Below are 24,456 nucleotides of genomic sequence, written 5' to 3'. Positions count from 1 at the left end.
TAAATATTATGAAAAACTAATATATTACTTTTTTAGAATTTTCTTAATATGACTGAATTATCTTAAAATTTTATAGTTGTATATTATTACATAATCATTACAAAAGCAAGGAGTTTTTTGATTTTTTGTAATAATATTAATTTAATCCCATAATTTTAGTATTTTAAAGCGATAGCTTTATAAAGTCTTCTGACGGGAAGGATAAAACGTCGGCAACCTTCAAATTTCGAGCCGATAAATATTTTTTTACAATACTGTAACCGACAGCATATCCGAGCATGTCGGGGTAGTGCCCTTTTCCAAATAAAATATTGGAGAATAGCCGGCTATCGTGTCGGCGCAGCTCGAAATGAGGCTTTACGAACCGGTCCTGGAAATGACGAAGCTGTTTTTCGGAGTAATATGACGTCCATGCGGCTGTTTCGGCTTCCCCCAACCGTTCGAAAACGGCATATTCTGCGATGCCTTCGAGAATGATTGTATCAAGCAGCGTCATCTTTTTTTCTTCTTTCGGCATATTTTCTAACCGGCAAACGTGATTATATTCGTGCGTCATGATTGCAGAAATCGATGACCGGGGAAGATCTGCCGATAAAAACAAAAATAATTTGTCGCTGAACGCGAGGCCTGATTTCGAGCCAAATTCGACGCGGATTTTGCGGTTTCTTTCATCGACAGGCAGGATGAAAATCGGAACATCCGGTCCGTTCCATCTTTTGCAGAGCAGCTGTTCTTCCCGTCTGACATGCTGAAATAAGCCGTTTTTCTTAAGCTGCTTCATCGTACGCTCCCCGTCCGTCCACGAACGGAACAAGCCGTGGGTCTGCAGGTGGCTGACAATCGCCGCCGCATCCGCTTTTGAAGCGCCTTTAAAATACGGCAGGAGAAAGCTTGACAATTCCCGCACGGATGAAGCCTGTTCAAGCCATTCATACGTGCTTGCTATACTCATTTTAGATCACACTCCTTTTTCATCTGTATGGTATGCACGCTAAAAAAAAACGGCCACCATCTAAAATGGCAGCCGTTTATATTGCGGTTATTCATATTTTTTGAAAATCAGTGTTGCGTTGTGTCCGCCGAAACCGAGCGAGTTGCTGAGCACGACATTTACGTCCTGGCGGCGGGCTTGATCCGGTACATAGTCCAGATCGCAATCTTCATCAGGTGTTTCGATATTGATTGTCGGAGGAATGATGCCTTCCTTAATGGCAAGGACGGAGAAAATCGCTTCGATGCCTCCGGCAGCTCCGAGCAAGTGCCCTGTCATCGATTTTGTCGAGCTGACGGCAAGCTTGTAGGCATGCTCTCCGAACACTTCTTTAATGGCGATCGTTTCAAATTTATCATTGTACGGCGTACTTGTTCCGTGCGCATTGATATAATCAATGCTCTCAGGGGACAGACCCGCATCTTTGATCGCTTCTTTCATGGCTCTGACGCCGCCTTCCCCATTTGGCGCAGGAGCCGTGATATGATAGGCGTCTCCCGTTGATCCGTAACCGACCACTTCCGCGTAGATTGTCGCTCCGCGGTTTAACGCGTGCTCAAGCTCCTCAAGAACGACGATTCCCGCTCCTTCTCCCATGACGAAGCCGTCGCGGTTTTTGTCAAATGGACGGCTTGCCGTTTTCGGATCCGGGTTAGTGGACAGCGCTTTATTGGCGGAAAAGCCGGCAAACGACATTCTTGTAAGCGGGGCTTCCGTTCCCCCGGAGATCATGACATCTGCATCGCCGCGCTGAATAACTTTAAAGGCGTCGCCGATTGAGTTTGTCCCCGTCGCGCAAGCCGTCACCGTACAAGAGTTGACCCCTTTTGCACCGAGAGAGATCGAAATCTGGCCGGTCGCCATATCAGGAATCATCATTGGTACAAAGAACGGGCTGACGCGCCGCGGTCCTTTTGTTAAAAATGTTTCGAACTGCTGTTCAAGCGTTTCAAGGCCGCCGATCCCGGAACCGACCCAGACGCCGACCCGGTCTGCGTTGCTCTCGTTAATGTCGAGCCCCGCGTCTTCCACGGCCATTTTCGCCGACACAACGGCATATTGTGTGAAGCGGTCCATTTTTCTCGCGTCTTTTTTATCCATGTAATCTTCTATCTTAAAATCTTTCAGTTCCGCGGCTACTTTAGCTGGATACTCGTCCGCGTTCACCCTTGTGATCGGACCGACTCCGGAAACTCCGTTGACCGCGTTGTTCCAGCTCGTTTTGACGTCATTACCAAGAGGTGATAAAGCTCCTAATCCGGTAATGACTACTCTTTTACTATTCATAAGTTGCACCTCACCTTTCTTTTAGCGGCCCCAGCGCATGGCGATGGCTCCCCATGTCAAACCTCCGCCGAAGCCGACCATCACAATGACGTCACCGTCTTTTATTTTACCAGCTTCAAGCTCTTCCACAAGAGAAATCGGAATTGAAGCAGCTGATGTGTTTCCGTATTTATGAACCGTTTTAGACATTTTTTCGACTGGAAGCTCCAAACGTTCGCGCGCCGCTTCCATGATCCGGATGTTGGCTTGATGCGGTACCAAAAAGTCGACATCCTCTTTGGATAATCCGGCTTTTTCAATGACATTCACACTGGATTCACCCATTTGGCGGACGGCAAACTTGAACACTTCTCTGCCATTCATGATTGTATGATCTTTTTCATCCAAGTACAAGTGCTTTCCGCCTCTGCCGTCTGCACCGAGCTCAAAAGACAAAATCCCTTTATCGTCGCTGACAGGCCCGACAACTGCGGCGCCCGCACCGTCTCCGAAAAGAACAGCGGTATTGCGGTCATCCCAGTCCGTAATGCTTGAGAGCTTTTCAACTCCGATGACAAGCACATGCTTATACGTTCCGGCTTCGATAAACTGTTTTCCAGTGACTAAACCGTACATAAAACCGGCGCACGCTGCGCTGATATCCATTGCACAGGCATTGAATGCACCGAGCTTTTCTTGAATCATGCAGGACACTGTTGGGAATGCCTGATCAGGAGTAACGGTGGCGACGAGAATCATATCAAGATCTTCCGCCGCGATGTTTGCGTCTTCCATCGCTTTTCTAGCGGCGGCCACAGCCATGTCGGACGTTTTCTCGTCTTCAGCTGCGATTCTTCTTTCTTCTATGCCTGTTCTTGTACGAATCCACTCGTCAGAAGTTTCAACCATTTTTTCCAAGTCGAAATTGGTCAGCACCTTTTCAGGGATGTACCGGCCGATTCCAATAATTCCAGCTTTCATAGGAAAGACTCCTTTATACATGATTTTTTCCAACTAATGTTATGAGTAATTATTAGTATCTGGTACTAATCCTACCCTATTTTTTTTTAGTTGGCAATATATTCGTCTAATCTAGCAGACCAAAACATTCATATAGTAGTGATATATATGAAAAAGGAGGGATGAAGAGTGGCGAACGACGATTTTTTCACAAAAATGATGTTTGGCGCAAACGCACCCGGCAGGCATGAAGAGACGGAGACGGAGACGGATGCGGATGCCGATGCGGAAACCGCCGAAGACGCTGAAGTTCCTCAGGAAGCCGATTACATGCACGTGTTGAATCAGGTTGGAGAAATTATGGATTCGATCGATGAGCTGAAACCTGTATTTAAAGAAATCGGCTCAATGGTCAGCGCTTTGAAAAATAAGATATCCATATAAAAAAGCCACTTCTTCTGAAAAGTGGCTTTTTAAGCGTGTGCGGGCGTTTAAGTCAGGCGTCTGAACCGGCGTCCGCTTTACCGAGCTCGTAAGCCTCGGCCATCACTTTCGTAAACAAGTTCATGAATGGCTCAAGCATTTCCGGGGAAAGTTCAATTCCCGCTTTTTCCATCTCTGCTTTCGCTTTCGGAACGTACTTCATGGCAATTTGCAAAAATTCCATCGATTTTTCGTGCATCTTGATCACCTCAATGTTCGTTTGGCAGTTTGTTTGTTTTTTTGTATTCGTCAATCAGCCGATTCATCTTTTCTTGAAATGACTGATCGACAACAGGGCTGAATTTTCCCATTTCGATGACGCCGTCTTGAATGTCAAATGAGCGCTTGCCGCCTTTAAGCGTTCCTTTATTAAACTCATCGGCGGTGAGTTCATAAGCGTCGTCTACATGCTGTATGGTGCTTGTCAAAACGACATTCTCACCCAATTCCGACTGGTCGCTTACATAGCCGATAGCGTACAGCCCGTCCTTTTTGATTTGTTCGATGACAGGGACATTATACCCGTCTCCGGCCGGATACACAACATCCGCGCCTGCCTTCTTCATTTGTTCATACAGTTTGACGGCATTTTCGCTGTCGTCCCACTGGCCGACATATGCTGTCATCACCTCAATGTCCGGATCGAGGTATTTTGCTCCTTCGGCAAACCCTTCTACTTCAGGTTGCCATTTATACGTTGCGAGCACGCCGATTTTCTTTGTTTTTGACTGATGGGCCGCCGTCATTCCGCCGAAAAACCCCATCGCTTCTCCTTCAAGCGATATGCTTGTCACATTTTGGTGGTCGGCTTTCGAGTTCATTAAAACAAAATGAATATCAGGATAATCTTTGCATATCTCATTAAAGGCTTTTTCATATTCGCTTCCGTGCCCGTAGATGAGGTTGACGCCTTTTTTATGAAAATCTTCTACAGCCATTTTAATGGCAGCGTCATTATCGATTCCCTCTTTATAATAGACGTCGACATTGTAGACGGATTGTATTCTTAATAATCCTTTATATCCTTTGGTTCCCCATACTTGGTCATTTATCGTATCAGGGACAAGCAAACCGACTTTTTCAATTTTCCCTTTCAGCGGCGATTGTCCGCAGCCGCTTAGCGCCAGGAGAATGAAAAAAATCGCGACAAGCCTGTACACCATGCCATGTTCAACTCCCTTTCGAAAAAAAGCAATTCAAATCTATCTTTATTGTATCCTTTCAAGTGTAAATTAGGAAGATCTTTCTTATTTTTTGTCGAAAAATGTAGACATTTGTCTGCTCCATTCTTGAATGACCTCATCGGCTTTATCGGCTGGCGTCTCCTGTACAAACCGCAAATCCGAAAAATCTTTTTCAACAGCACAGGCAGCGGCTTGTGCGGCCGCGTCGTTCACAAAAAGCGCTCCGTCCCTGTTTTGTTTATCCTCTGCCCTGACGTCCCACGGACCGAACAGATCCGGAAGCACGATCAGTTCAACGCCCTTTTCTTCCATGCCGGCGCGTAAATCCTCTTCGAATTGTTCTTGATAGACAAACAGAATAACAGGCTTGTTTTCAACGCCGGCAGCCAGCGCTTCTTCCGGCACTGAGCCTGTGTATTGGATGAAGACTTGTTCGTACGGGGCTTCGAGCTCTTTTTCGATGAGGCGGAAATGCTGGTTTCTCCCCAGCCACATCAGCCGCTCTTCGAGGTACATCAGCTTTTTTTCGTCGCTTGTCTGTTCCAGCTTTACATCGATGTCAACACCCTCTTCAAGTAGATGTTCACAAAATGAAAGGCCGAAGAACTCATCTGCTCCATATACAAGTGCCGGCTTCATTCGATGGACCACCTTTCGTTTCAGCTTTTTTAACCAAGCAAAAAACAGCCCTTTTCACCATTTTCGGGCTGCTATTATTCTATTCTCTATAAGACTTTTTCATGCGTTTTGAAAAAGTTCGCGATTGCTGAATGAATGCGCTGAGGATGTTCAGACAGGTGCAGGGTAAGTCCCACGCTGTGACGGCCTTTAAGCTGGCGCTCCTCAAACGTTTTGGCATGAATCATATACGGATACGGTGAGCCGTTCAGTCTTTGCCAAATATGAACGGGCACGAGATTTTGATAAGGGGAGATGCTTTTGAACGGATAATCGGCAGCCTCCCGCTCCGTAATTCGGTAGCTTGCGGCAATTTCTTTAATAAACTGTTTGTAGAAAAACTTGTTTTCTTTTTCTCGTTTATGATGAGCCTGAAGATCGAGGCAAGGATTAACCATCGCTGCAGAACGTATTTGGTTCGGGATCGAGCGAAGGAGCTCATCTGCAATGAGGGCGCCTGTGCCTTCCGCCAATAGATGAATTTTTTCATTTAAAATCTCTTGTTTGAACACGTAATGAATCAGCTGTTTAGCATATGCAACCGCTTTTTCGGAGCCCCAGTGCCTGCCGAACAAATTGCTGTTTACCAGGGTGTAGCCTTTGTTTCTCAGGCTCGTTAGAAGCTGATTTCTCCCGTAATGCTGAAGCCAGAAGCTCGAATCTTCCCCGACGAAATGGTTCCGGTCGCCGAAAATGAACACCAGAAAACCGTTCGGCTTGTACGGAAGATGAACCACGTTCCATTCTGAATCCACTTGAAAAAAACGTTCGGTTATTTTCATCACTTGCCTGCCTCCTTCCTGCCGTAATCTGCTCATTATTTTATGTCGTACGTGCAGCAAACGAATAAGGAAAAGTCCCAGTCTTCATGATGAAAAATGAACTTTAATAAAATGTCCTTTATGATATTTCTGAAAACAGAGTTGAAAGCCCTGTCTTGTTCACTAAAATGTCTTTTCCAGCTGGCTATGTATATGGTATGATAAGTTTTAGAATTGAATGAGAAGGACGAGGTGGAAAACGTGCGATTTGTGGTCGCTTTTTTCTGGACATTTCTTTTGACGCAGATGGCCTGCTATATTGTCGGCGCCATGAACGGTGCTGGGTATGACCTACAAACCAGTGTCATTATGGGCTTTATCATCACCGCAGCCGTTATTGTTCTTGGAGAAATTATGCCTGTTAAACAGGATGCAAGTCAACATTAAAACCCCGGCTTTTGAAAGCGGGGTTTTTTGCTTTAGACAGCCAGCCGTCCGAAAAAGCCGACGGCTGTTTTTTAAGGCTTTCTTTTATATGTCCAGAGCCGGTTATGGTTGGAGGTTTCAGGGAAGAACTCGCCGGCGCTCAATTTGATTTGCTGAGGATTCTGAACCATGCTCCCCGTTTCGCCGATCTCCACATACACTCCATTATTGGGCGCTTTTTGACCCGGCCGGAATTGACGCTGCTGTCCCATTTGCTTCACTCCCTTTTATGATTAGATTACCCCACTCTCCCAAAAAACATGTCGATTTTATCTTTACATCTGTTTGCTTTGTGTAGTTTAATGAAAAAAGTGTTCCGAAAATTGAAACGAACCGCCCGTTCATTCCGTCTTTTAAAAGGGCGTCACAACTCGTGGGAAACGGAGGAGTATCATGGATTTTTTAATGTTGATCAAGTATATCCTTTTAGGGTTGCTTCAGGGATTCACAGAGCCGATTCCTGTTTCTTCAAGCGGCCACTTGGTGCTTGCACAGCACTTTTTAGGCTTGAACATTGAAGGCTTCAGTTTTGAGCTTTTGATGAATGCCGGTTCTTTAATTGCCGTATTGCTCGTTTATAAAAACGATATTTTCAGGCTGGCGGTAAACGGACTGTCTTATGTCACAACAAAAAATGAAAAAGGAAAAGCGGACTTCAGGTTTATCATCTATCTGATTATCGCCACGATTCCTGCCGGTGTCATCGGCGTTTTATTTGATGATGAGATTTCGGCTTTCTTTAAAGACGGCGTACGGATCACCGCGGTTACTTTGCTGATCACGGGTCTGGCATTGTTTCTCATTCGCAATTTGCGCGGCCGGAAAAACGACGGCGAAATCAGGCTGAGAGACGCCGTGATCATCGGCTTGTCGCAAATGGTGGCACTTGTTCCCGGTATCAGCCGTTCGGGAGCAACGATCGTTCCTGCGATGGCGCTCGGTCTCAAATCTGAAACCGCGCTCAGGTTTTCATTTTTACTGTACATACCGGTCAGTCTTGGCGGGACCATTTTAAGCATTACCGATATTTTTCATGATCCGCGTTTAGGGGAGCTTTTCCTTCCTTATTTGTTTGCGTTCATCGCATCGATTATCGCTACATACTTTTCATTGCGCTGGTTCATGAATATTATGGCGAAAGGAAACTTGGTTTATTTCTCGATTTACTGCTTTGTCATCGGCATCGCCGTTTTGATATTCGCCTAAAAAAACAGCTGATCAAGTGTGATCAGCTGTTAGATTGTTGACAAAATCCCAAAACGACTTTTTGTTTTGGGATTTTGTCATTCCTTCAGCGTGACCCGCAACCCTTGCAGTCTAGGAAGGCTGAGCATCGGAAGCTGACTTTCACAGGATGTGATGACGGCGGCGTTCAGGCAGGACGCCTGGGCGGTTAGCCGCCGATCCTTCACCTATTCGTGAGCACCGACGCGCAGGCCTGACAACGAATGCGAGGGTTTGTCGACACGCTGACAGCTGATCAATTGTGATCAGCTGTTTTTTATTTAAGATAACAGTGCTTTTAATAAAGCTTTTTGGACGTGAAGGCGGTTTTCAGCCTGCTGGAATACCGCTGAATTCGGGCCGTCGATGATCTCTGCGGTGACCTCTTCTTCCCGGTGGGCAGGAAGGCAGTGCAGAAAGACGTAATCCGGTTTGGCATGGGAGACAAGCGCTCTGTTGACCTGATAAGGAGCAAAGATATTCATCCGTTCTTCGGCTTCCTTCTCCTGGCCCATGCTTGTAAACACATCGGAATAGATGACATCCGCATGTTGAACGGCTGACACGGGGTCATTTGTGATTGTGACGGCCGCTCCGGACTCTTCGGCGAATCCCTCGGCCAGTTTTACCACTTCCTGATTCGGCTCATACCTTTCAGGCGAAGCGACCGTAATGTCGCATCCCACTTTCGCGCAGCCGATTAACAGCGAATGCGCGACATTGTTTCCGTCTCCAACATAAACGGCTTTCAGCCCTTTTAATGTTCCTTTCATCTCTTGAATCGTCAAGAGGTCACTAAGCGCCTGACACGGATGAAAAAGATCGGTCAATCCGTTGATCACGGGAATCTCGGCATGCTTGGCAAGCTCTTCGACTTTTTCGTGCTCGAATGTGCGGATCATAATCGCGTCGACATAACCCGAAAGCACTTTCGCGGTATCTGCGATCGTTTCCCCTCTGCCCAGCTGCATGTCTTTACTGCTTAAAAACAGGGCGTTTCCGCCGAGCTGCGCCATTCCGGCTTCAAATGATACGCGCGTTCTCGTCGACGACTTTTCAAAGATCATCGCCAATGTTTTTCCTTTAAAGATGTCTTGAATTTTATTTTGCTTCATCTCTGCTGCCTCTTTCAGCAAATAAACGATCTCTTCTTTTGAAAAGTCTTTCAGGCTTAAAAAATCGTTGCCCGACAGATTGATTTCCCGGGTCGCCCCGATGTTTACAGTAGACATGTCTCCACTTCCTTTTTATATAAATCTTTAAGCGACACGGCTTTAGTCGTTCCATGCCCGCTCGTCAAAAATGCCCGCACCGTCTCTTCCTCCGTCATTACCGCCACACCGTGGGTGACGGCTTCCATTCGCTGCTTGCTCGCCTCTTTTGATTCGGCTAAATGGATGTGCAGCGCTTTGTCTTTCCGTTTGATCCAGCCCGGAAAATCGTCCGACTGTACGGTGAAACCCGCCTGTTCTGCGAGAGAACGAAGCTCACCGGCCCCTTCCATGTAAATGCAGCCTTTCGTTTGCCAGATTCCCGCAAAGATTTTCTTCAGGGCGCTTTCCGGATTGAAGCCGACATACATGCCTTCTCCGGTCGATTTCATTTCCGGCCCAAGCTTCAAATCGACATCCTGAATAGCGTGCGATGAAAAGACCGGAAACTTCACGGCAACGCCGTGTGAGTTTTTGGCGGCGGGCTTCAATTCTTTGAGTGACGAACCGGCCAACAGCTGCGCCGCAAGCGGGATCATCGGAACCCCCATCACCTTGCTGACAACCGGAACCGTCCGGCTCGCCCTCGGATTGACTTCAAGGATGAGCAGTTCATCCGCATCCGCTATAAATTGAATGTTCATAATACCTTTAAATCCGAGCTTGCGTACGATTTTTGCGGCAGCATCCCGCGCGGCGCTTTTCATCTCCGGAGTGACCGAAGGCCCCGGCAAAATCGCGTAACTGTCACCTGAATGCACGCCCGCTTTTTCAATATGCTCGATATAAGTCGGGATATAAAGATCGTCGCCATCGCTGACAAGGTCGATTTCAAACTCTTTTCCCGATACGTATTGATCGATCAGAATCGGGTAAGGCATTTGCGACGCTCCGCCCAGCAGCTCTCTGAGCTCCGCTTCGGAGTGAACGATCATCATGCCCATACCGCCGATCACATATGACGGCCTGATCAGCACAGGATAGCCGATTTCGTTCGCTTTCTGCACCGCTTCCGCTTTTGATGAAGCCGTTTCTCCTTTGGCATGGGAGATGCCGAGCTCGTCAAGAAGCTGATAAAATTGATCGCGATCTTCAAGTATGTCAAGGGTTTCCGATGATGTCCCAAGCAGGGTGATGCCCGCTTTTTCAATCGCTTCAGCCACATTGATGGCGGATTGGCCGCCGAATTGAACAATCGCAAAGTCGATGTCTTCCGCTTCAGCGACATTGAGAATATGCTCGGGTGTAATCGGTTCAAAGTACAGGCGGTCTGCCATTTCATAATCCGTGCTGACGGTTTCCGGGTTGTTGTTCAGCATAATTGTTTCAAACCCGAGGTTTTTCAGCGTCATGACGCCGTGCACGGCGCTGTAGTCAAATTCGACTCCCTGGCCGATCCGTATCGGGCCGGAACCGATAATCAGTGCGCGCTTTTTCGTTTTTTGAGAGATGTCTCCGTCGCTTTTCCCGAAATACGTCGAGTAAAAATAGTTTGTCTTCGCATCAAATTCTGCTGCGCATGTATCGACGATTTTAAAGGATGCGGCAATGCCCATTTTCTTGCGGAGCGCGCGCACTTCTTCTTCCGTCTTTCCGGTGAGGGAAGCGATCGTAAAGTCGGTAAATCCCTTTTCTTTCACCTTTTTCAAAAGGCTGACGGACAGCGCGTCTCCCTGTTGCATCAACATGTTTTCCAGCTGAATGATGTTAGAAAACACATGAAGGAAATAGTTATCGATTTTCGTTTTCTCATGTATCTCGCTGATGGAAGCCCCCCTGCTCAGCAGCTCCATGACCGCAAAGAAACGGCGGTCATCAGGGGTCTCAAGCAGCTTCCACAACACTTCTGAAGATACGCCGCCAAGTTCGGGCAAATGGGTTCCTGACGTTTTCAGCTCAAGGGATGCGACCGCTTTTTGCAGGGCCGCTTCAAGATTGCGGTCAATCGCCATGACTTCTCCGGTCGCTTTCATTTTCGTGCCGAGCTTACGGTCGGCTTGTTTGAATTTGTCGAACGGCCATCGCGGAAATTTGACGACGACATAGTCAAGCGCAGGCTCGAAGCTGGCGTATGTCGAATCTGTGAGCGGATTTTTCAGCTCGGCAAGCGTGTAGCCGACAGCCAGTTTAGCCGCCATTTTTGCGATCGGATAGCCGGTCGCTTTTGAGGCGAGCGCCGATGAACGGCTGACTCTCGGATTCACCTCGATGACATAATAATTTTTGCTTTCCGGGTCCAAAGCGAATTGAATGTTGCAGCCGCCGACAACATCGAGCGCGGAAATGATCTTTAAGCTGGCAGAACGAAGCATTTGATAATCCGCATCCGTTAATGTCTGCGACGGGGCGACAACGATCGAATCCCCCGTATGGACGCCGACCGGATCGATGTTTTCCATATTGCAGACGGTGATGCATGTATTGTTTCTGTCACGCATGACTTCGTATTCGATTTCTTTAAAACCGGCAATGCTTTTTTCGACAAGGCATTGATGAATCGGGCTTGCGAGGAGGGCGCTTTCGATTAAAGGCAGGAACTCCTCTTTCGTCGCCGCGATGCCGCCTCCTTTTCCGCCCAGTGTATAGGCCGGCCGCACGATAATCGGAAAACCGATTGAGAGCGCAAAACGAAGCGCATCATCTTGATTGTCAACGATTTCTGAATCCGGCACAGGTTCGTTCAGCTCCTTCATCAAGGCGCGGAATTTTTCCCTGTCTTCGCCCTTTTCGATCGTATCGACAGATGTTCCAAGCAGCTTTACCCCGTATGTTTTAAGAATACCGGCCTTTTCGAGCTCGACAGCCAAATTCAGCGCTGTCTGTCCCCCCAGATTGGCGAGCAGTCCGTCCGGTTTTTCGCGCTTGATGATTTGTGTGAGGCTTTCCACTGTCAAGGGCTCAAAATAGATTTCATCTGCAAAAGATTCATCGGTCATGATGGTCGCCGGGTTGCTGTTGACTAAAATCACCCGGTAGCCTTCGCTTTTCAGCGCCATGCAGCCCTGGGTTCCGGAGTAGTCGAATTCAGCGGCCTGCCCGATAATAATCGGCCCCGATCCGATAACGAGAATGCTTTTGATGGTTTGATCTTTAGGCATGGGCGATCTCTCTCCTTGCTTCGTTCAATTTCTGCAAATATTCGCCGAATATCCATTCGCTTTCAGCCGGTCCCGGATGGGCTTCCGGATGAAACTGAACGGATATGACAGGCAGTGTTTTATGCATCAGCCCTTCTACTGAACCGTCGTTGACATGATGAAACCTGACGGAAAATTCATTTTCGCTGATGGTGTCCCGATCAACGACATAGCTGTGGTTTTGGCTTGTCATGAACACGCGTCCGGTCTCTTTGTCCATGACTGGATGATTGGCTCCCCTGTGGCCGAACGGAAGCTTATAAGTATCGCTTCCGAATGCGAGCGCGATCAGCTGGTGTCCGAGGCAGATGCCGAGAGTCGGATAGGAAGAGATGATATCCCGGAGCGCATCCAGATATGGAAGGATCGCTTTCGGATCGCCCGGCCCGTTTGAAAGGACGATCCCGTCCGGATTCAGCTTTGAAATGCCGTCCATCTCTTGATAGGGAACGACCGTTACTTTGCAGCCCCGGTTTGCAAGCGATGAAGCGATCGACTTTTTATAGCCGAAATCGATCACCGCAATATGCATATTGCCTTCCCCGAAGGCGCCGTTTTCGTTTTGTCCGGCAACCTGTGCCGCATAGTTTTCCAGTTTGCGCGGAGCCGGAATGCCGTCCTTTTGTTGCGTCAGTCTGGCATTCAGCGTCCCCTTTGCCCTGATATGCTGGACAACCGCTCTTGTGTCAACGTGCGATAAAAGCGGAACATCCCACTTCGCCAAGTATTCCCGAAGGCTTTCTGTCGCCTGATGATGGGAAAACCAGTCACACGCTTCATAGACGACAACCCCTTTTACCTGAGGCCGTTTGCTTTCATCATCGCTTTTATTGATTCCGTAGTTGCCGATCAGCGGGTACGTAAAGACAATGATCTGGCCTTTATAAGAAGGGTCTGTCAAAACCTCCTGATAGCCGGTCATGCCCGTAAAAAAGACGACTTCACCGGTGCAGCCGTCAAGACCGTCCAGTTCACCGCTGAAGGATGTACCATCTTCAAGAACTAAATATCCTTCCATCTTATGCCCACCTTTGATGAATAAATAATGATATTCATGAATTTTTATACTTGTATATCGAAAAAAAATTACTGTTTTACAGCTGAATGATGTGCCATGACAGCTTTCAGCTTTTCCACGGCCGCTTTGATTTCGCTTTTCGCAACCGTCAATGGCGGCAGAAGTCTGATCACGTTCGGGCCCGCGGGAAGAACGAGCAAGCCTTCCTTTTGAAGCGCTTCGATCAGCGGCTGCACAGGTTCTTTGCACTCGATTCCGGCGATCAGCCCTTTCCCGCGGATATCTTTTACAAACGGAAATTGAAGCTTATCTTTCAGCTGTTGATGCAAAAATGCACCTTTGGCGCTCACTTCTTCAAGAAAGCTTCCCTCAAAAATGGTCTCCAACGTGGCGTGTGCTGCAGCCATCGCCAGCATGTTCCCTCCGAATGTCGTGCCGTGGGAACCCGGAGAGAACGCTTCTGAAAGTTCTTTTTTCCCGATGACGGCTCCGACCGGAAAACCGCTGCCCAGCCCTTTCGCGACCGTGATGATATCAGGTGACAGCCCTTCGTGTTCATAGCCGAAAGCTTTACCGGTGCGTCCGATTCCGGTTTGAACTTCGTCAACGATAAGGAGAGCCTGCTTTTCGCGGCAAAAATCTTGAACGCTCTGCAGAAATTCCCTGCTCGCCGGGATGACGCCGCCTTCGCCTTGAATCGGCTCGAGCATCACCGCCGCGATATCTTTTTCACCCTGCAATTCGGCAAATGCTTTCGGCTCGTTGTATGGTAAGTAGTGGAATCCTTCAAGCATTGGTCCGAATCCGTGCTTAATCTTTTCCTGTCCGGTTGCGGCCATTCCCGCATATGTCCGTCCGTGGAACGATTGCTGAAACGTTACGATTTTTGTTTTTTGCGTGTGTTTTCGCGCAAGCTTCACCGCCCCTTCATTCGCTTCCGCTCCGCTGTTGCAAAAGAAGACGAGATCGCCTGCACTGTTTTTGGCAAGAAGCTGTGCAACCTTTTCTTGAAGCTCATTTTGAAACAGATTGGAAACATGCCAGACATCATCAAGCTGTTTTTTGACAGCAGCTGTCACTGAATCAGGGCAATGCCCGAGATTGCAGACCGCGATTCCCTGGACGAAATCGAGATAAGCGTTCCCCTTTTCATCCTGAACGATCGTGCCTTTCGCTTTTTTAATATTGATATTCCAGCGGCTGTACGTCTGAAATAAATGACTCACGATACGGCCTCCTTTTGTTTGATGATTTTCGTGCCGATGAAATCGTCTTTCGTGAGGAAAGATCCTTTTCCGCTCACGATCATCACTTCATCCACTTCATCTGTGAGGGCTTCTTTTGCAGAATCCACTTTTGGTATCATGCCTCCCGAGATCACACCTTCAGCCATCAGGCTTTCGATGTCTGCGGGCGTCAGCTCTTTCAGCATTTCTTCGTTTTTCATAATCCCTTTGACGTCTGTCACAAACATTAATTTGTCAGCGCGCAAGGCTGCCGCAACAGCCGATGCCGCCAAATCGGCGTTCACATTCAAAGTCTCACAGCCATCCGTCATCGAGAGGGGGGCGATAACCGGAATAAACCCTTTTTCCATGAGCGCTTCGGCCATTCCGACGTTCACTTTTTTAATGCGCCCGACCTGACCGTATTGTTTTTCATTTAAATAGTCGGCAAGGAGCAGTCCCCCGTCTTTTCCTGATACGCCGACAGCCGGAAGGCCGTGCTTTGTCAGCTCTGTAACGAAAAATTTGTTGATCGAACCGGATAAGACCATTTCAGCGACTTCAAGAACCGCTTTTGTCGTCTTGCGCTGTCCGTTGACGAATTCGGTTCGAATATTGAGTTTCTTCAGCATCTTTGTAATATCGGGTCCGCCCCCGTGGACGAGAGCAATTTTCCAGCCGTTTTCTGTCAGCTCTTTCAGATTTTGAAAAAATTCATCCGATAGTTCGCGGATGACGCTTCCGCCGCATTTAAAAACGATTGTTTTATCCATTGTGATCCCCTTTTTACGTACGATAGCTCGCATTGATTTTGACGTATTCATAAGTTAAATCGCAGCCCCAAGCCGTACCCTTTCCTTCACCTTCCTGCAAGCGAACCTCAATTTTCACTTCGCTGTTTTCTAAATATGTTTTGGCCAGCTCTTCTGAAAACGGCTGCGGTTCATTATTTTTAAAAAGGCATTGGCCGCCGAGGTAGATTTCCACCTTCTCCGGTGTCACAGCAGCCATGCTGTCCCCGATCGCGACAACGATTCTGCCCCAGTTCGCATCCGTGCCGTAAACCGCGGTTTTTACAAGGTTTGAGCCGACGATTTTTTTGGCGATGATTTGCGCTTCAAGATTGCTTTTGGCGCCGTTCACTTCAACCTCGATCAGCTTTGTCGCCCCTTCCCCGTCTCTCGCAATTTGTTTGGCGAGGTCTGTGCAGACAAGCTGCAGGCCTTTTTTGAAAATCGGCCAATCTTCGTGTTCTTCATGGAGGCGCTCATTTCCGGCGCATCCGTTCGCCATGACGAGCACCATATCGTTCGTCGATGTGTCACCGTCGACCGTTATCTGGTTGAATGAAACGTCCGTAATTTCCCTTAATGCCCTTTGCAGCGCGCTTTCTTCGATGCATGCATCTGTTGTGACAAAGCCGAGCATCGTCGCCATATTCGGGTGGATCATCCCCGATCCTTTTGCTGCTCCGCCGATCGTCACTCTTTGACCGCCGATCATCAGTTCATAGCACGTTTGTTTGATCACCGTGTCTGTCGTTAAGATCGCTTCTTCGAAAGCGCCTTCGGCAGGCTCAGTCTCTGCGAGAAGGCTGATGCCTTTTGTAATGCTCTCCATATTGAGGTATTCGCCGATGACGCCGGTTGAGGACACGGCCACCAGTTCCGGCTCGATCCCAAGCATATCAGCGCTTTGGCGGCGCATCTCATATGCATCTTTTAAGCCCTGCTCTCCCGTGCATGCGTTGGCATTGGCACTGTTGACGATGACGGCTTGTAAAAGCGCGCTTTTTTTGAGACTTTCCTGCGTCACCTTGATCGGCGCAGCCTGAAAGTGGCTTTGCGTATAAACGGCGGCGCTCACCGCCGGTCTTGAGCTGATGATGATTCCAAGATCCTTTTTTGAATAGCGGAGGCCGCAGTGGACTCCTTTTGCCAGATAGCCTTTAGGCGAAGCGACGTTTCCGTCTGTTTTTTTTATGCTGTCTTGACTCACCTGAATCATAAGTTTGTTCTCTCCCGTCTTATGGATAAATTGGCGTAAATTCAAGCCCGGCGGTTTCGCTCCAGCCGTTCATAATGTTGAAATTTTGAACAGCCTGACCCGCGGCTCCCTTCATCAAGTTATCGATCACTGACACAATTGTCACTCTGTTCGTCCGTTCATCAACGGTAACGCCGATATCGCAAAAATTGCTGCCGTACACCTCTTTAGTCGCAGGGAACGCACCGGGTTCTCTCACCCTGACAAAGTACGAATCTTTATAAAATTTAGAAAAAATAAACTGGAGCTGTTCGGCATCCTTGCTGTCTTTCAGCTCTGTGTAGATGGTCGCCATAATGCCCCTTGTCATCGGAACCAAATGCGTGCTGAATGTGATCGGTTTAAATGCGGAGTCCCACTGTTTAACAGTCTGCTCGATTTCAGGCGTATGCTGGTGTTCGTTTACTTTGTATATTTTGAAATTATCATTGATCTCTGAAAAATGAGTGCCCATCGACGCCTTTCTGCCTGCTCCCGATACCCCTGTTTTCGCATCGATGATGACAAAAGATTCGTTGATGCTGCCGCTTTTGACGAGCGGCGCCAAGCCGAGAAGAACCGCTGTCGGGAAACATCCTGGATTGGCTATGTACTGCGCCGTTTTAATGTCTTCCCGATTCAGCTCAGACAGTCCGTATACCGCTTTTTGAAGCACGTGTTCAGGCGCGGCTTCCCTTTTATACCACTTTTCATAGACGCTCGGGTTCTGCAGCCTGAGATCGCCGGACAGGTCAATGATCGGTATGTCATATGCATCGAACTGTGGCGTCAGCCGGCTGGATACCCCCGGAGGCGCAGCCATAAATAAAAAATCGATTTCGTTCGCAATCTTCTTTACCTCGATTGGTTGCAGGTGTTGATCTGTCAGTTTCATAAGGTGCGGGTATGCGGCATCATAGCGGGCTCCCTCATCACTCGATGAATACAATATGCATTCATCTGCATAAGGGTGAGACTTCATAATCCTCATAATCTCTGCCCCTCCATAGCCAGTAGCACCTATAATACCTATTTTCAAAACAAGTTCACCTTCTTGGTCTTTGTGAAATTATTTAACATTATAACATGAATAAAAATTAATTCAATTGTATATTTAATATTTTTTCATTCACCTTTCATATTGGTTCTTTCCTCCCGCCGTTGGTCCTTTCAACGGCTTGGTCGTGCTCCGTTCCCATCTTCCCGGATTCTCCGTTTTTCAAACCGGAGAATGTGCCGGCTGGCGTTTTTGCAATAAAAAAAGAACGCCTTGTACAAGCGTTCTTTTTTATAACAGGAATGGCGATCTGCCAGGATACGCCCGCGTATCTATTCCGGCGGCTCCCTTTTCGAAACAGAAAGAGCCTGTCAACGAATGAGCAGGCTCTGAAAACGTTTATTGGATGCCAAGTGCGATTTTCGCATATCGCGACATTTTGTCCCGTGTCCAAGGCGGATTCCAGACGATTTGAACGTCAACTTCCTTGACTTCTGGAATATCTGCGAGCGCTTTTTTGACTTCATCTACGATGATCGGCGCCAGCGGACAGCCCATTGAAGTCAAAGTCATGGTCACGTCTGTTTTGCCGTTCTCATCCATATCCACGTCATATACAAGACCGAGATTGACGATATCGACACCCAGTTCAGGGTCAACGACCTGTTCAAGGGCGCCCATGATGTTCTCTTTTAATGCTTCATCCACTCTTCCTCACTCCTTTTTTCATCAGTATAACGCACTTCTTTCATTTTCTAAACCGATAGCACTTAAAGGTACGCTTCAAACCATTCGACTGTTTTCAAAAGACCTTCCCTCGATACTTTATGTCCGGCCCGCTCATCTTCGATAAAATGCAGCAAATCAGGCTGAGCTTTATACAGCGGAATCGTCGATTCATAGAAGCGGCGCGCCAAAGCAAACGGAACGGTGCCATCCTGTTTGCCGTGCCAAAATAAAAGCGGCCTCATCTTCAATTTATCCGGCTGCAGACTCAAGTCAAAACGCTTCAGTTTATCGCGCTGCTGTTCGATTTGTTCTTCTGTGAAAGGAAGTTCAATTTTCTTTTCACGCATAAAAGCGAGCTGTTGATCAAAAAATTCTACATAGGCGGGACTGCCCATTAAACTGACGGCAGTTGTAATCCATTCGTATTGGGTCAAAGCGCCGAGCGTGACAATGCCGCCCATCGAAGTTCCGGCGGCGCCGATACGGCCCTTTTCAATCAGGTTTTCCTGTTCAAAGTGGTTTTTCAGCACTTCGAGCTCTTTGATTTCATTCGTGACGATCTCCCAAAACCTCGGGGCGAGCTCTTCCTGAGTGAGCTGTTCATCCCTCTCCCCGTGACAAAGAGCCTCAGGCAGGATCACGCGCATTCCTTTTTCGGCAAGCAGATATGCGAAGTGAAGGTTATGCTCTTTTGCGCTTGTAAAACCATGTATGAAGAAAACAAGAGGAAGAGCTTTCTCTTTTTTCTCCTCTTTTACAATATGCAAAAGAGGAATGTTTGAAATATGTTGCTTCTCGATTATGATCACGACTGTTTCTTCCTCCTTTTAGGATGTCCATCAACATCAGTTTAACATGTAGACAATAAAGAAGGTAAAAAGATACACTATAGGTAAGCCAGAACTTTCAAATTCACAACAAAGGAGCATTTATGGAGACAAAACCATATTTAATTGCATTGGACTTAGACGGTACATTATTAAAAGACGACAAAACCATCTCGGAAAGCTCCAGCGACGTCATCCGCAAGCTGCGGGAAGATGGACATTACGTGTGCATTTCTACGGGAAGACCGTTCCGAGCAAGCTCCGTGTATTATGATCAGCTCCAGCTTGATACGCCGATCGTCAATTTCAACGGGGCGTTTGTCCATCATCCTAAAGATCAAAGCTGGGGACGCTTCCACACATCTCTTGATCTCGAGGTGGTCAAACAGATCATTGAAGTGAGCGAGACATACAACGTACATAATATCCTTGCTGAAATTATCGATGATGTTTATTTTCATTATCATGACGAAAAACTGATTGATGTCTTTACGATGGGCAGCCCAAATATTACGGTCGGAGATTTAAGGACAAACCTCGGCCAGGATGTGACAAGCGTACTGATCCACGCAAAAGAAGAGGATGTTCCGGCGATCCGCTCCTACCTGTCAGACGTTCACGCGGAGATGGTCGACCATAGAAGATGGGCGGCCCCGTGGCATGTGATCGAACTGATTAAAAGCGGCATCAATAAAGCGGTCGGCTTAGAGAAAATCACGGACTACTACGGGATACCGCCTGAGCGGGTGATTGCCTTCGGCGATGAAGACAACGACCTTGAAATGCTCGAGTTCGCGGGCTGCGGCGTAGCGATGGGCAACGGCATCGAAGGGGTCAAAAGCGTTGCAAACAAGGTTACAAAATCGAACGAAGAAGACGGTATCGCAGTCTTTTTAAAGGATTACTTCGCTTTATAATTTTATAATTTGCCATTCATAAACGGCTTTTCAAAACGGCAATACTATGAGAAGACGGCCGCACCGGACCGTCACTCGTGTTAAGGGGGAATTTCAAGATGGGTAAACGTAGCAAATCAAAACGGTTTATTCAACAAGGCAAGGATTCGCTTAAACAGCATGCCTCCAGGTTCCCTTATCGCTCCACATTAGAAGAGGCTGAACAAAAGAGCGGCCCGACGGAATGCGGAGGGCTGTAACATGAGAAACGAACTGTTTCAAATGGCCAAAGCAGCCGTTCATGAAGCTGAAGCTTCGACGGATTCAGGTGAAAAGGCAAAAGCTGTTGCAAGAGCCAAAAACGCCCTTTCCTCAGCATTTGCCAATTCAACTGATGCCGAACGGCGCCAGCTTCACAATCTTCAGGAGCAGCTAGATCAACTATCATAAACACCCACCGGCTTTTTTGACAGCCGGAAAGGAGTCTGTGCCATCGGCACGGCTCCTTTTTTATGTTTCTAATTTCAAAACATAAAAATTTGACATCGGAAGCAAAAGGAAGTACATTATAAAAGGCGAACATTTTATATAACAAATAAATAAATATTCGTTTTTGGGGGTTTTTATATTGGAAAACGTGTTTGATTACGAGGATATTCAACTAATTCCTGCAAAGTGCATCGTCCAGAGCCGCTCTGAATGTGATCCGTCCGTGCAGTTCGGCGGAAGAACATTTAAACTGCCTGTGGTGCCCGCCAATATGCAGACCATTATAGATGAAAAGCTGGCTGTTTCATTAGCGGAAAACGGTTACTTTTATGTGATGCACCGCTTTGAGCCGGAAACACGGATCGATTTTGTGAAAGACATGAAAGCGCGCGGTTTGTTTTCTTCAATCAGTGTCGGTGTCAAAGATGAAGAATACGCATTTATCGAAGAGCTGACGAGAGAGAATCTCACGCCTGATTACATCACGATCGATATCGCCCACGGTCACTCGAACGCCGTCATCAATATGATTCAGCACATTAAAAAACATCTTCCGGACAGCTTCGTGATCGCAGGAAATGTCGGAACGCCTGAAGCTGTGAGAGAACTTGAAAATGCCGGCGCCGACGCTACAAAAGTAGGCATCGGTCCCGGAAAAGTCTGCATTACAAAAATTAAAACCGGTTTTGGAACGGGCGGTTGGCAGCTGGCTGCGCTGCGCTGGTGTGCAAAAGCGGCGAGCAAGCCGATCATTGCAGACGGCGGCATCCGCACCCACGGGGACATCGCCAAATCGGTCAGATTCGGGGCGACGATGGTCATGATCGGTTCGCTGTTTGCCGGACATGAAGAATCGCCCGGGGCAACGATCGAAAAAGACGGCAAGCTCTACAAAGAATATTTTGGTTCTGCTTCTGAGTATCAAAAAGGTGAAAAGAAAAATGTCGAAGGCAAAAAAATGTACGTGGAGCATAAAGGCGCAATCATGGATACGCTGACAGAAATGGAACAGGATCTGCAGTCATCCATTTCCTATTCGGGAGGAAACAAGCTCGATGCGATCCGCAACGTAGATTACGTCATCGTTAAAAATTCTATTTTCAACGGGGATCAATATTAACGGTCACAGGGTGGTGTTCAGGCAGCAGCCGTCCCTTCCTGCCTGACAGCATACAAAAAAGGCATCCTTCCCGGGATGCCTTTTTTGACGGCTATTTCACTTCAAACGTTTTGCCGGCCCTCAAAGTTGCAAACTGTTCCGATCTTCCCAAAAATGTCACGTTTACTTCATACGTGCCGGGTTCAGGCACCTCTTTCCATACATCTGTAAAATCGTAAGACTCTTTCGGATTAAGCGTCATCGTTTGGAACGCCTGTGTAAACATTTTTCCTTTCGAGTAGCGGTACCTTTCATTCCCTTCTTTGTCGCTGACAATCAGTTCAAATTTCTGTCCGCTGCTGAATTCAAACTCTGCCACGTCATCCGTATGGTTGACAACCGACATCCGAAATTCGATTTCTCCCTGCTTCTGGACGGGTTCAACTGTTAATGCCACACTCCCGTTATTCACTTCCCCTGATACCTCCTTATCGGGGACTTGATCCCCGTTTTGCCCGCATCCACTGACAAACAGCAACATTACAATCATGGAAATCAGCCGCATTCATTCACCCTTTCATTAATCTTTGCGGAAAAACCCTAAAACCTGCGTTGTCTGGACGACGTTTGTGAAAGCGTTTGGATCCACTTCATTAATGATTTTTTCCAAGTCGTATAATTCGTACCTTGTGATAACAATGATCATCATTTCTTTCTGTTCATTCGTAAAGGCGCCTTTTGCCGGAACGGTTGTAATGCCGCGGACCATCTTTCCGTAAATCGCTTCTTTGATCTCCTCCGCTTTCTTTGTGACAATCATAACGGTGAGCTTGGCGTGGCGGGTGTGGATGGCATCAATCACCCTGGTTGTCACATATAGTGTAACGAGCGTATATAATGCTTTCTCCCACCCGTTCAATAATCCTGCTGTTAAAATGATCGCACCGTTTAAAATAAAAAAATAGGTGCCGACCGGCTTATCCTTCCATTTCGCCAGAATCATGGCGATGATGTCCAAACCGCCCGTTGAAGCTCCGTATTTCAGCGTCAGCCCGATTCCGACCGCAGAGATCACTCCGCCAAAAACGGCGTTCAGCAAGATATCGTTTGAAAGGCTTGTTTCCGGCAGCATGCCAAGGAACACCGTTGTCAGCGCAACGCTTAAAACACTGTAAACCGTAAAAGAACGCCCGACCTTCAGCCACCCCAAAATGCCGACGGGAATGTTTAAAATAAACAATAGCGTCCCCGTTGAAAAATAAATCGGGCTGTACTGGTCAAGCGCACTCGATAAAAGCTGCGCCACCCCCGTAAAGCCGCTGGCGTAAACATCGGCGGGAATCAGAAACAGATTCAATCCGATGGCATTTAACAAGGCGCCGATGATGACAATGAACAATTTTTTTGCTTCAGCTATGACCATATTTAGTTCCTCCGCTACTTTCGTATATATTTGGTTTACCCTTAAAACAATATTTTGAAAACGTCAATGTGAAAATATATGATATAGTTGACCTAAAAAACGAAGTATACCGAAGGACAGTTTGGTGTCCTTTTCAACCATTTTTTAGAAAGAAGGGGTTCAAATGAACGTTCACCTTTTAGCAGACAGTGCGGCAGATTTGCCGAAATCTTTTTATGATGAACATCACATCTCATTTATTCCGTTAAGGGTGCTGCTTGATGAAAAAGAGTACGATGACCTTCTGACGATTCAGCCTCTGGATGTTTATGAAGCGATGCGCGAAGGCAAAGCGCCGAAAACGTCCCAGCCGTCCATGATGCGGTTCAAGAATGCATTCAGCGAGCTGGCCGGCGAAAACAAACCCGCTCTCTATATCGCCTTTTCTTCAGAGCTTTCCGGAACATACCAGACGGCTGTGATGGCGGCAAACGAAGTCAAGGAAGAGTTCCCTGATTTCGATCTGCGGATCATCGATTCAAAATGCGCTTCATTAGGCTATGGGCTCGCGGTTAAGCATGCCCTTAAACTCGCAACTAACGGCAATACAATACAAGAAATTGAATCGTCTGTAAAGGACTTTTGCGAACATCTTGAACATATTTTTACCGTGGATGACCTGACTTATTTGGCGAGAGGCGGAAGAATCAGCAAAGCATCGGCATTTGTCGGCGGTTTGCTGAATATTAAACCGCTCCTGCATGTCGAAGACGGCAAGCTTGTCCCCTTGGAAAAAATCCGGGGCAAAAAGAAGCTGCTCAGACGGATGATCGAATTGATGAAAGAAAGAAGCGTCGATTTGAGCGGGCAGACGGTCGGCATCAGCCACGGAGATGACGAAGAGACGGCCGAAGAAGTCAAACGGATGATCGAAGCCGAATTTCAGCCGGGGGAAATCGTCATCAACATGGTCGGTTCAGCGGTCGGCGCCCATTCCGGACCCGGAACATTGGCGGTCTTTTTTCCGGGGAAAGACAAAAGATAAGCTAAAACAGAGGCCTGCTTGATAAAAGCAGGCCTTCTTCGTCAGCTGTCTTCGGTGACTGTCCCTTCATCGACTGCCGGTGTAAGCGCTCCATCAAGAAAGCCGGCAGCCGCTGTCGCGACATCTGGACCTCCAGACCCCTCGACCACTTTTTCCATTGTGATCGGACAAATTTTGAACGCACCGCCGAAATTGACGACTCCTCCTGCCGAGACACGTTGAATGTTAACTGAGCAGCAATGTTTCATACCAAGTCTCCTTTTTTTGGTCTTATGATATGTGTATGCTGGCGGTACAAGAAGGCATAAACTTCCCGGCAAAA

28 protein-coding genes are annotated in these 24,456 nt (G+C 47.5%); 8 read left to right on the top strand and 20 right to left on the bottom strand.

Annotated elements, in window-relative coordinates; translation table 11 throughout:
• Window positions 1–163 precede the first annotated feature (163 nt).
• The 3 genes from MST20_RS01645 to MST20_RS01635 all read right to left on the bottom strand — a co-directional run bounded on the left by MST20_RS01645 (window position 164) and on the right by MST20_RS01635 (window position 3,238).
• On the bottom strand, window positions 164–952 hold the full coding sequence (locus MST20_RS01645) for a DUF2268 domain-containing putative Zn-dependent protease (RefSeq protein ID WP_243939646.1): 789 nt from the start codon (window positions 950–952) through the stop codon (window positions 164–166).
• A gap of 87 nt (window positions 953–1,039) precedes the next feature.
• Window positions 1,040–2,278 (bottom strand): beta-ketoacyl-ACP synthase II, encoded by a 1,239-nt coding sequence (gene fabF, locus MST20_RS01640; protein ID WP_243939644.1) that lies wholly within the window; start codon window positions 2,276–2,278, stop codon window positions 1,040–1,042.
• Window positions 2,279–2,299: 21 nt separating this feature from the next.
• Entirely contained in the window at window positions 2,300–3,238 is a 939-nt protein-coding gene (locus MST20_RS01635) for a beta-ketoacyl-ACP synthase III (protein WP_243939642.1), read from the bottom strand.
• 168 nt (window positions 3,239–3,406) lie between these two features.
• Between MST20_RS01635 and MST20_RS01630 the strand changes: the two genes are divergently transcribed.
• Window positions 3,407–3,661, top strand: coding sequence for a hypothetical protein (locus MST20_RS01630; protein ID WP_243939640.1), 255 nt, complete (start codon window positions 3,407–3,409; stop codon window positions 3,659–3,661).
• Window positions 3,662–3,713: 52 nt separating this feature from the next.
• Here the strand turns inward: MST20_RS01630 and MST20_RS01625 are convergent, their stop codons facing one another.
• The 4 genes from MST20_RS01625 to MST20_RS01610 form a co-directional block, all read right to left on the bottom strand.
• The gene (locus MST20_RS01625; protein WP_243939638.1) at window positions 3,714–3,899 is read right to left on the bottom strand and encodes a ComZ family protein; all 186 of its coding nucleotides are present in this window, start codon (window positions 3,897–3,899) and stop codon (window positions 3,714–3,716) included.
• Window positions 3,900–3,909: 10 nt separating this feature from the next.
• Complete coding sequence (locus MST20_RS01620; RefSeq protein WP_243939636.1) at window positions 3,910–4,863, bottom strand: BMP family ABC transporter substrate-binding protein; 954 nt, start codon at window positions 4,861–4,863, stop codon at window positions 3,910–3,912.
• Between the two features lie 84 nt (window positions 4,864–4,947).
• Window positions 4,948–5,523 carry a hypothetical protein gene (locus tag MST20_RS01615; protein ID WP_243939630.1) on the bottom strand — a complete coding sequence of 192 codons (576 nt, stop codon included), beginning with the start codon at window positions 5,521–5,523 and terminating at the stop codon, window positions 4,948–4,950.
• Between the two features lie 86 nt (window positions 5,524–5,609).
• Window positions 5,610–6,344, bottom strand: a complete 735-nt coding sequence (locus tag MST20_RS01610) for a hypothetical protein (protein WP_243939628.1) — start codon at window positions 6,342–6,344, stop codon at window positions 5,610–5,612.
• Between the two features lie 231 nt (window positions 6,345–6,575).
• On the opposite strand from MST20_RS01610, the gene MST20_RS01605 reads away from it, so the two are divergent.
• Window positions 6,576–6,770: a YjzD family protein gene (locus tag MST20_RS01605; protein WP_243939626.1), complete on the top strand. Its 195-nt coding sequence runs from the start codon at window positions 6,576–6,578 to the stop codon at window positions 6,768–6,770.
• A gap of 71 nt (window positions 6,771–6,841) precedes the next feature.
• Here MST20_RS01605 and MST20_RS01600 read toward each other — a convergent pair whose 3' ends face one another.
• Window positions 6,842–7,021, bottom strand: a complete 180-nt coding sequence (locus MST20_RS01600) for a YjzC family protein (RefSeq protein WP_003180573.1) — start codon at window positions 7,019–7,021, stop codon at window positions 6,842–6,844.
• Between the two features lie 181 nt (window positions 7,022–7,202).
• Between MST20_RS01600 and MST20_RS01595 the strand changes: the two genes are divergently transcribed.
• Window positions 7,203–8,015: an undecaprenyl-diphosphate phosphatase gene (locus MST20_RS01595; protein WP_243939624.1), complete on the top strand. Its 813-nt coding sequence runs from the start codon at window positions 7,203–7,205 to the stop codon at window positions 8,013–8,015.
• A gap of 299 nt (window positions 8,016–8,314) precedes the next feature.
• On the opposite strand, the gene argF is transcribed toward MST20_RS01595, so the two are convergent.
• The 9 genes from argF to MST20_RS01550 form a co-directional block, all read right to left on the bottom strand.
• On the bottom strand, window positions 8,315–9,265 hold the full coding sequence (argF, locus tag MST20_RS01590; RefSeq protein ID WP_243939622.1) for an ornithine carbamoyltransferase: 951 nt from the start codon (window positions 9,263–9,265) through the stop codon (window positions 8,315–8,317).
• On the bottom strand, window positions 9,253–12,342 hold the full coding sequence (locus MST20_RS01585) for a carbamoyl phosphate synthase large subunit (protein WP_243939620.1): 3,090 nt from the start codon (window positions 12,340–12,342) through the stop codon (window positions 9,253–9,255). Before MST20_RS01585 ends, argF begins: the two co-directional genes overlap by 13 nt.
• On the bottom strand, window positions 12,335–13,399 hold the full coding sequence (locus MST20_RS01580; RefSeq protein WP_243939619.1) for a carbamoyl phosphate synthase small subunit: 1,065 nt from the start codon (window positions 13,397–13,399) through the stop codon (window positions 12,335–12,337). The genes MST20_RS01585 and MST20_RS01580 overlap by 8 nt, the downstream gene beginning before the upstream one ends.
• Window positions 13,400–13,467: 68 nt before the next feature.
• Window positions 13,468–14,625: an acetylornithine transaminase gene (locus MST20_RS01575; protein ID WP_243939617.1), complete on the bottom strand. Its 1,158-nt coding sequence runs from the start codon at window positions 14,623–14,625 to the stop codon at window positions 13,468–13,470.
• Window positions 14,622–15,398: an acetylglutamate kinase gene (gene argB / locus MST20_RS01570; RefSeq protein WP_243939615.1), complete on the bottom strand. Its 777-nt coding sequence runs from the start codon at window positions 15,396–15,398 to the stop codon at window positions 14,622–14,624. The genes MST20_RS01575 and argB overlap by 4 nt, the downstream gene beginning before the upstream one ends.
• Before the next feature lie 13 nt (window positions 15,399–15,411).
• A complete protein-coding gene (argJ, locus tag MST20_RS01565) occupies window positions 15,412–16,632 on the bottom strand; it encodes a bifunctional ornithine acetyltransferase/N-acetylglutamate synthase (protein WP_243939613.1) in 1,221 nt (406 codons plus the stop codon).
• Between the two features lie 19 nt (window positions 16,633–16,651).
• The gene (gene argC / locus MST20_RS01560; protein WP_243939611.1) at window positions 16,652–17,689 is read right to left on the bottom strand and encodes an N-acetyl-gamma-glutamyl-phosphate reductase; all 1,038 of its coding nucleotides are present in this window, start codon (window positions 17,687–17,689) and stop codon (window positions 16,652–16,654) included.
• 357 nt (window positions 17,690–18,046) lie between these two features.
• Window positions 18,047–18,355 (bottom strand): metal-sulfur cluster assembly factor, encoded by a 309-nt coding sequence (locus MST20_RS01555; RefSeq protein ID WP_075754968.1) that lies wholly within the window; start codon window positions 18,353–18,355, stop codon window positions 18,047–18,049.
• A gap of 62 nt (window positions 18,356–18,417) precedes the next feature.
• A complete protein-coding gene (locus MST20_RS01550; protein WP_243939609.1) occupies window positions 18,418–19,185 on the bottom strand; it encodes a prolyl oligopeptidase family serine peptidase in 768 nt (255 codons plus the stop codon).
• 122 nt (window positions 19,186–19,307) lie between these two features.
• Between MST20_RS01550 and MST20_RS01545 the strand changes: the two genes are divergently transcribed.
• The 4 genes from MST20_RS01545 (at window position 19,308) to guaC (ending at window position 21,708) form a co-directional block, all read left to right on the top strand.
• Entirely contained in the window at window positions 19,308–20,120 is an 813-nt protein-coding gene (locus MST20_RS01545) for a Cof-type HAD-IIB family hydrolase (protein WP_243939607.1), read from the top strand.
• Window positions 20,121–20,218: 98 nt separating this feature from the next.
• Window positions 20,219–20,359, top strand: a complete 141-nt coding sequence (locus MST20_RS01540) for a hypothetical protein (RefSeq protein WP_165426648.1) — start codon at window positions 20,219–20,221, stop codon at window positions 20,357–20,359.
• A gap of 1 nt (window position 20,360) precedes the next feature.
• On the top strand, window positions 20,361–20,549 hold the full coding sequence (locus tag MST20_RS01535) for a DUF3813 domain-containing protein (RefSeq protein WP_075754966.1): 189 nt from the start codon (window positions 20,361–20,363) through the stop codon (window positions 20,547–20,549).
• Window positions 20,550–20,727: 178 nt separating this feature from the next.
• Complete coding sequence (guaC, locus tag MST20_RS01530; protein WP_243939605.1) at window positions 20,728–21,708, top strand: GMP reductase; 981 nt, start codon at window positions 20,728–20,730, stop codon at window positions 21,706–21,708.
• A gap of 91 nt (window positions 21,709–21,799) precedes the next feature.
• Here the strand turns inward: guaC and MST20_RS01525 are convergent, their stop codons facing one another.
• Both MST20_RS01525 and MST20_RS01520 read right to left on the bottom strand, forming a co-directional pair.
• Entirely contained in the window at window positions 21,800–22,252 is a 453-nt protein-coding gene (locus MST20_RS01525) for a BsuPI-related putative proteinase inhibitor (protein ID WP_347880847.1), read from the bottom strand.
• A 15-nt stretch (window positions 22,253–22,267) separates the two neighbouring features.
• Window positions 22,268–23,110 (bottom strand): YitT family protein, encoded by an 843-nt coding sequence (locus tag MST20_RS01520; RefSeq protein WP_154495632.1) that lies wholly within the window; start codon window positions 23,108–23,110, stop codon window positions 22,268–22,270.
• A 163-nt stretch (window positions 23,111–23,273) separates the two neighbouring features.
• Here MST20_RS01520 and MST20_RS01515 point away from each other — a divergent pair, with 163 nt between their 5' ends.
• Complete coding sequence (locus MST20_RS01515) at window positions 23,274–24,134, top strand: DegV family protein (RefSeq protein WP_243939601.1); 861 nt, start codon at window positions 23,274–23,276, stop codon at window positions 24,132–24,134.
• 41 nt (window positions 24,135–24,175) lie between these two features.
• Here MST20_RS01515 and MST20_RS01510 read toward each other — a convergent pair whose 3' ends face one another.
• The gene (locus MST20_RS01510; protein ID WP_152847465.1) at window positions 24,176–24,382 is read right to left on the bottom strand and encodes a spore germination protein; all 207 of its coding nucleotides are present in this window, start codon (window positions 24,380–24,382) and stop codon (window positions 24,176–24,178) included.
• Window positions 24,383–24,456 lie beyond the last annotated feature (74 nt).

Origin of the sequence: Bacillus sp. B19-2 (assembly GCF_022832475.1) — a bacterium.
Classification (GTDB): domain Bacteria; phylum Bacillota; class Bacilli; order Bacillales; family Bacillaceae; genus Bacillus; species Bacillus paralicheniformis.
This window is presented reverse-complemented; position numbering and strand designations above follow the sequence as displayed.

What these genes read in the sequence shown, in the direction of transcription:
- MST20_RS01515 (WP_243939601.1), top strand. Translation starts at nt 23,274, where the DNA reads ATGAACGTTCACCTTTTAGCAGACAGTGCGGCAGATTTGCCGAAATCT.
- argB (WP_243939615.1), bottom strand. Translation starts at nt 15,398, where the DNA reads ATGGATAAAACAATCGTTTTTAAATGCGGCGGAAGCGTCATCCGCGAA.
- MST20_RS01610 (WP_243939628.1), bottom strand. Translation starts at nt 6,344, where the DNA reads ATGAAAATAACCGAACGTTTTTTTCAAGTGGATTCAGAATGGAACGTG.
- fabF (WP_243939644.1), bottom strand. Translation starts at nt 2,278, where the DNA reads ATGAATAGTAAAAGAGTAGTCATTACCGGATTAGGAGCTTTATCACCT.
- MST20_RS01635 (WP_243939642.1), bottom strand. Translation starts at nt 3,238, where the DNA reads ATGAAAGCTGGAATTATTGGAATCGGCCGGTACATCCCTGAAAAGGTG.
- MST20_RS01625 (WP_243939638.1), bottom strand. Translation starts at nt 3,899, where the DNA reads ATGCACGAAAAATCGATGGAATTTTTGCAAATTGCCATGAAGTACGTT.
- argJ (WP_243939613.1), bottom strand. Translation starts at nt 16,632, where the DNA reads ATGATTCAGGTGAGTCAAGACAGCATAAAAAAAACAGACGGAAACGTC.
- MST20_RS01620 (WP_243939636.1), bottom strand. Translation starts at nt 4,863, where the DNA reads ATGGTGTACAGGCTTGTCGCGATTTTTTTCATTCTCCTGGCGCTAAGC.
- MST20_RS01595 (WP_243939624.1), top strand. Translation starts at nt 7,203, where the DNA reads ATGGATTTTTTAATGTTGATCAAGTATATCCTTTTAGGGTTGCTTCAG.
- MST20_RS01585 (WP_243939620.1), bottom strand. Translation starts at nt 12,342, where the DNA reads ATGCCTAAAGATCAAACCATCAAAAGCATTCTCGTTATCGGATCGGGG.
- MST20_RS01535 (WP_075754966.1), top strand. Translation starts at nt 20,361, where the DNA reads ATGAGAAACGAACTGTTTCAAATGGCCAAAGCAGCCGTTCATGAAGCT.
- MST20_RS01615 (WP_243939630.1), bottom strand. Translation starts at nt 5,523, where the DNA reads ATGAAGCCGGCACTTGTATATGGAGCAGATGAGTTCTTCGGCCTTTCA.
- argF (WP_243939622.1), bottom strand. Translation starts at nt 9,265, where the DNA reads ATGTCTACTGTAAACATCGGGGCGACCCGGGAAATCAATCTGTCGGGC.
- MST20_RS01520 (WP_154495632.1), bottom strand. Translation starts at nt 23,110, where the DNA reads ATGGTCATAGCTGAAGCAAAAAAATTGTTCATTGTCATCATCGGCGCC.
- MST20_RS01540 (WP_165426648.1), top strand. Translation starts at nt 20,219, where the DNA reads ATGGGTAAACGTAGCAAATCAAAACGGTTTATTCAACAAGGCAAGGAT.
- MST20_RS01580 (WP_243939619.1), bottom strand. Translation starts at nt 13,399, where the DNA reads ATGGAAGGATATTTAGTTCTTGAAGATGGTACATCCTTCAGCGGTGAA.
- MST20_RS01525 (WP_347880847.1), bottom strand. Translation starts at nt 22,252, where the DNA reads ATGCGGCTGATTTCCATGATTGTAATGTTGCTGTTTGTCAGTGGATGC.
- MST20_RS01545 (WP_243939607.1), top strand. Translation starts at nt 19,308, where the DNA reads ATGGAGACAAAACCATATTTAATTGCATTGGACTTAGACGGTACATTA.
- MST20_RS01510 (WP_152847465.1), bottom strand. Translation starts at nt 24,382, where the DNA reads ATGAAACATTGCTGCTCAGTTAACATTCAACGTGTCTCGGCAGGAGGA.
- MST20_RS01645 (WP_243939646.1), bottom strand. Translation starts at nt 952, where the DNA reads ATGAGTATAGCAAGCACGTATGAATGGCTTGAACAGGCTTCATCCGTG.
- MST20_RS01600 (WP_003180573.1), bottom strand. Translation starts at nt 7,021, where the DNA reads ATGGGACAGCAGCGTCAATTCCGGCCGGGTCAAAAAGCGCCCAATAAT.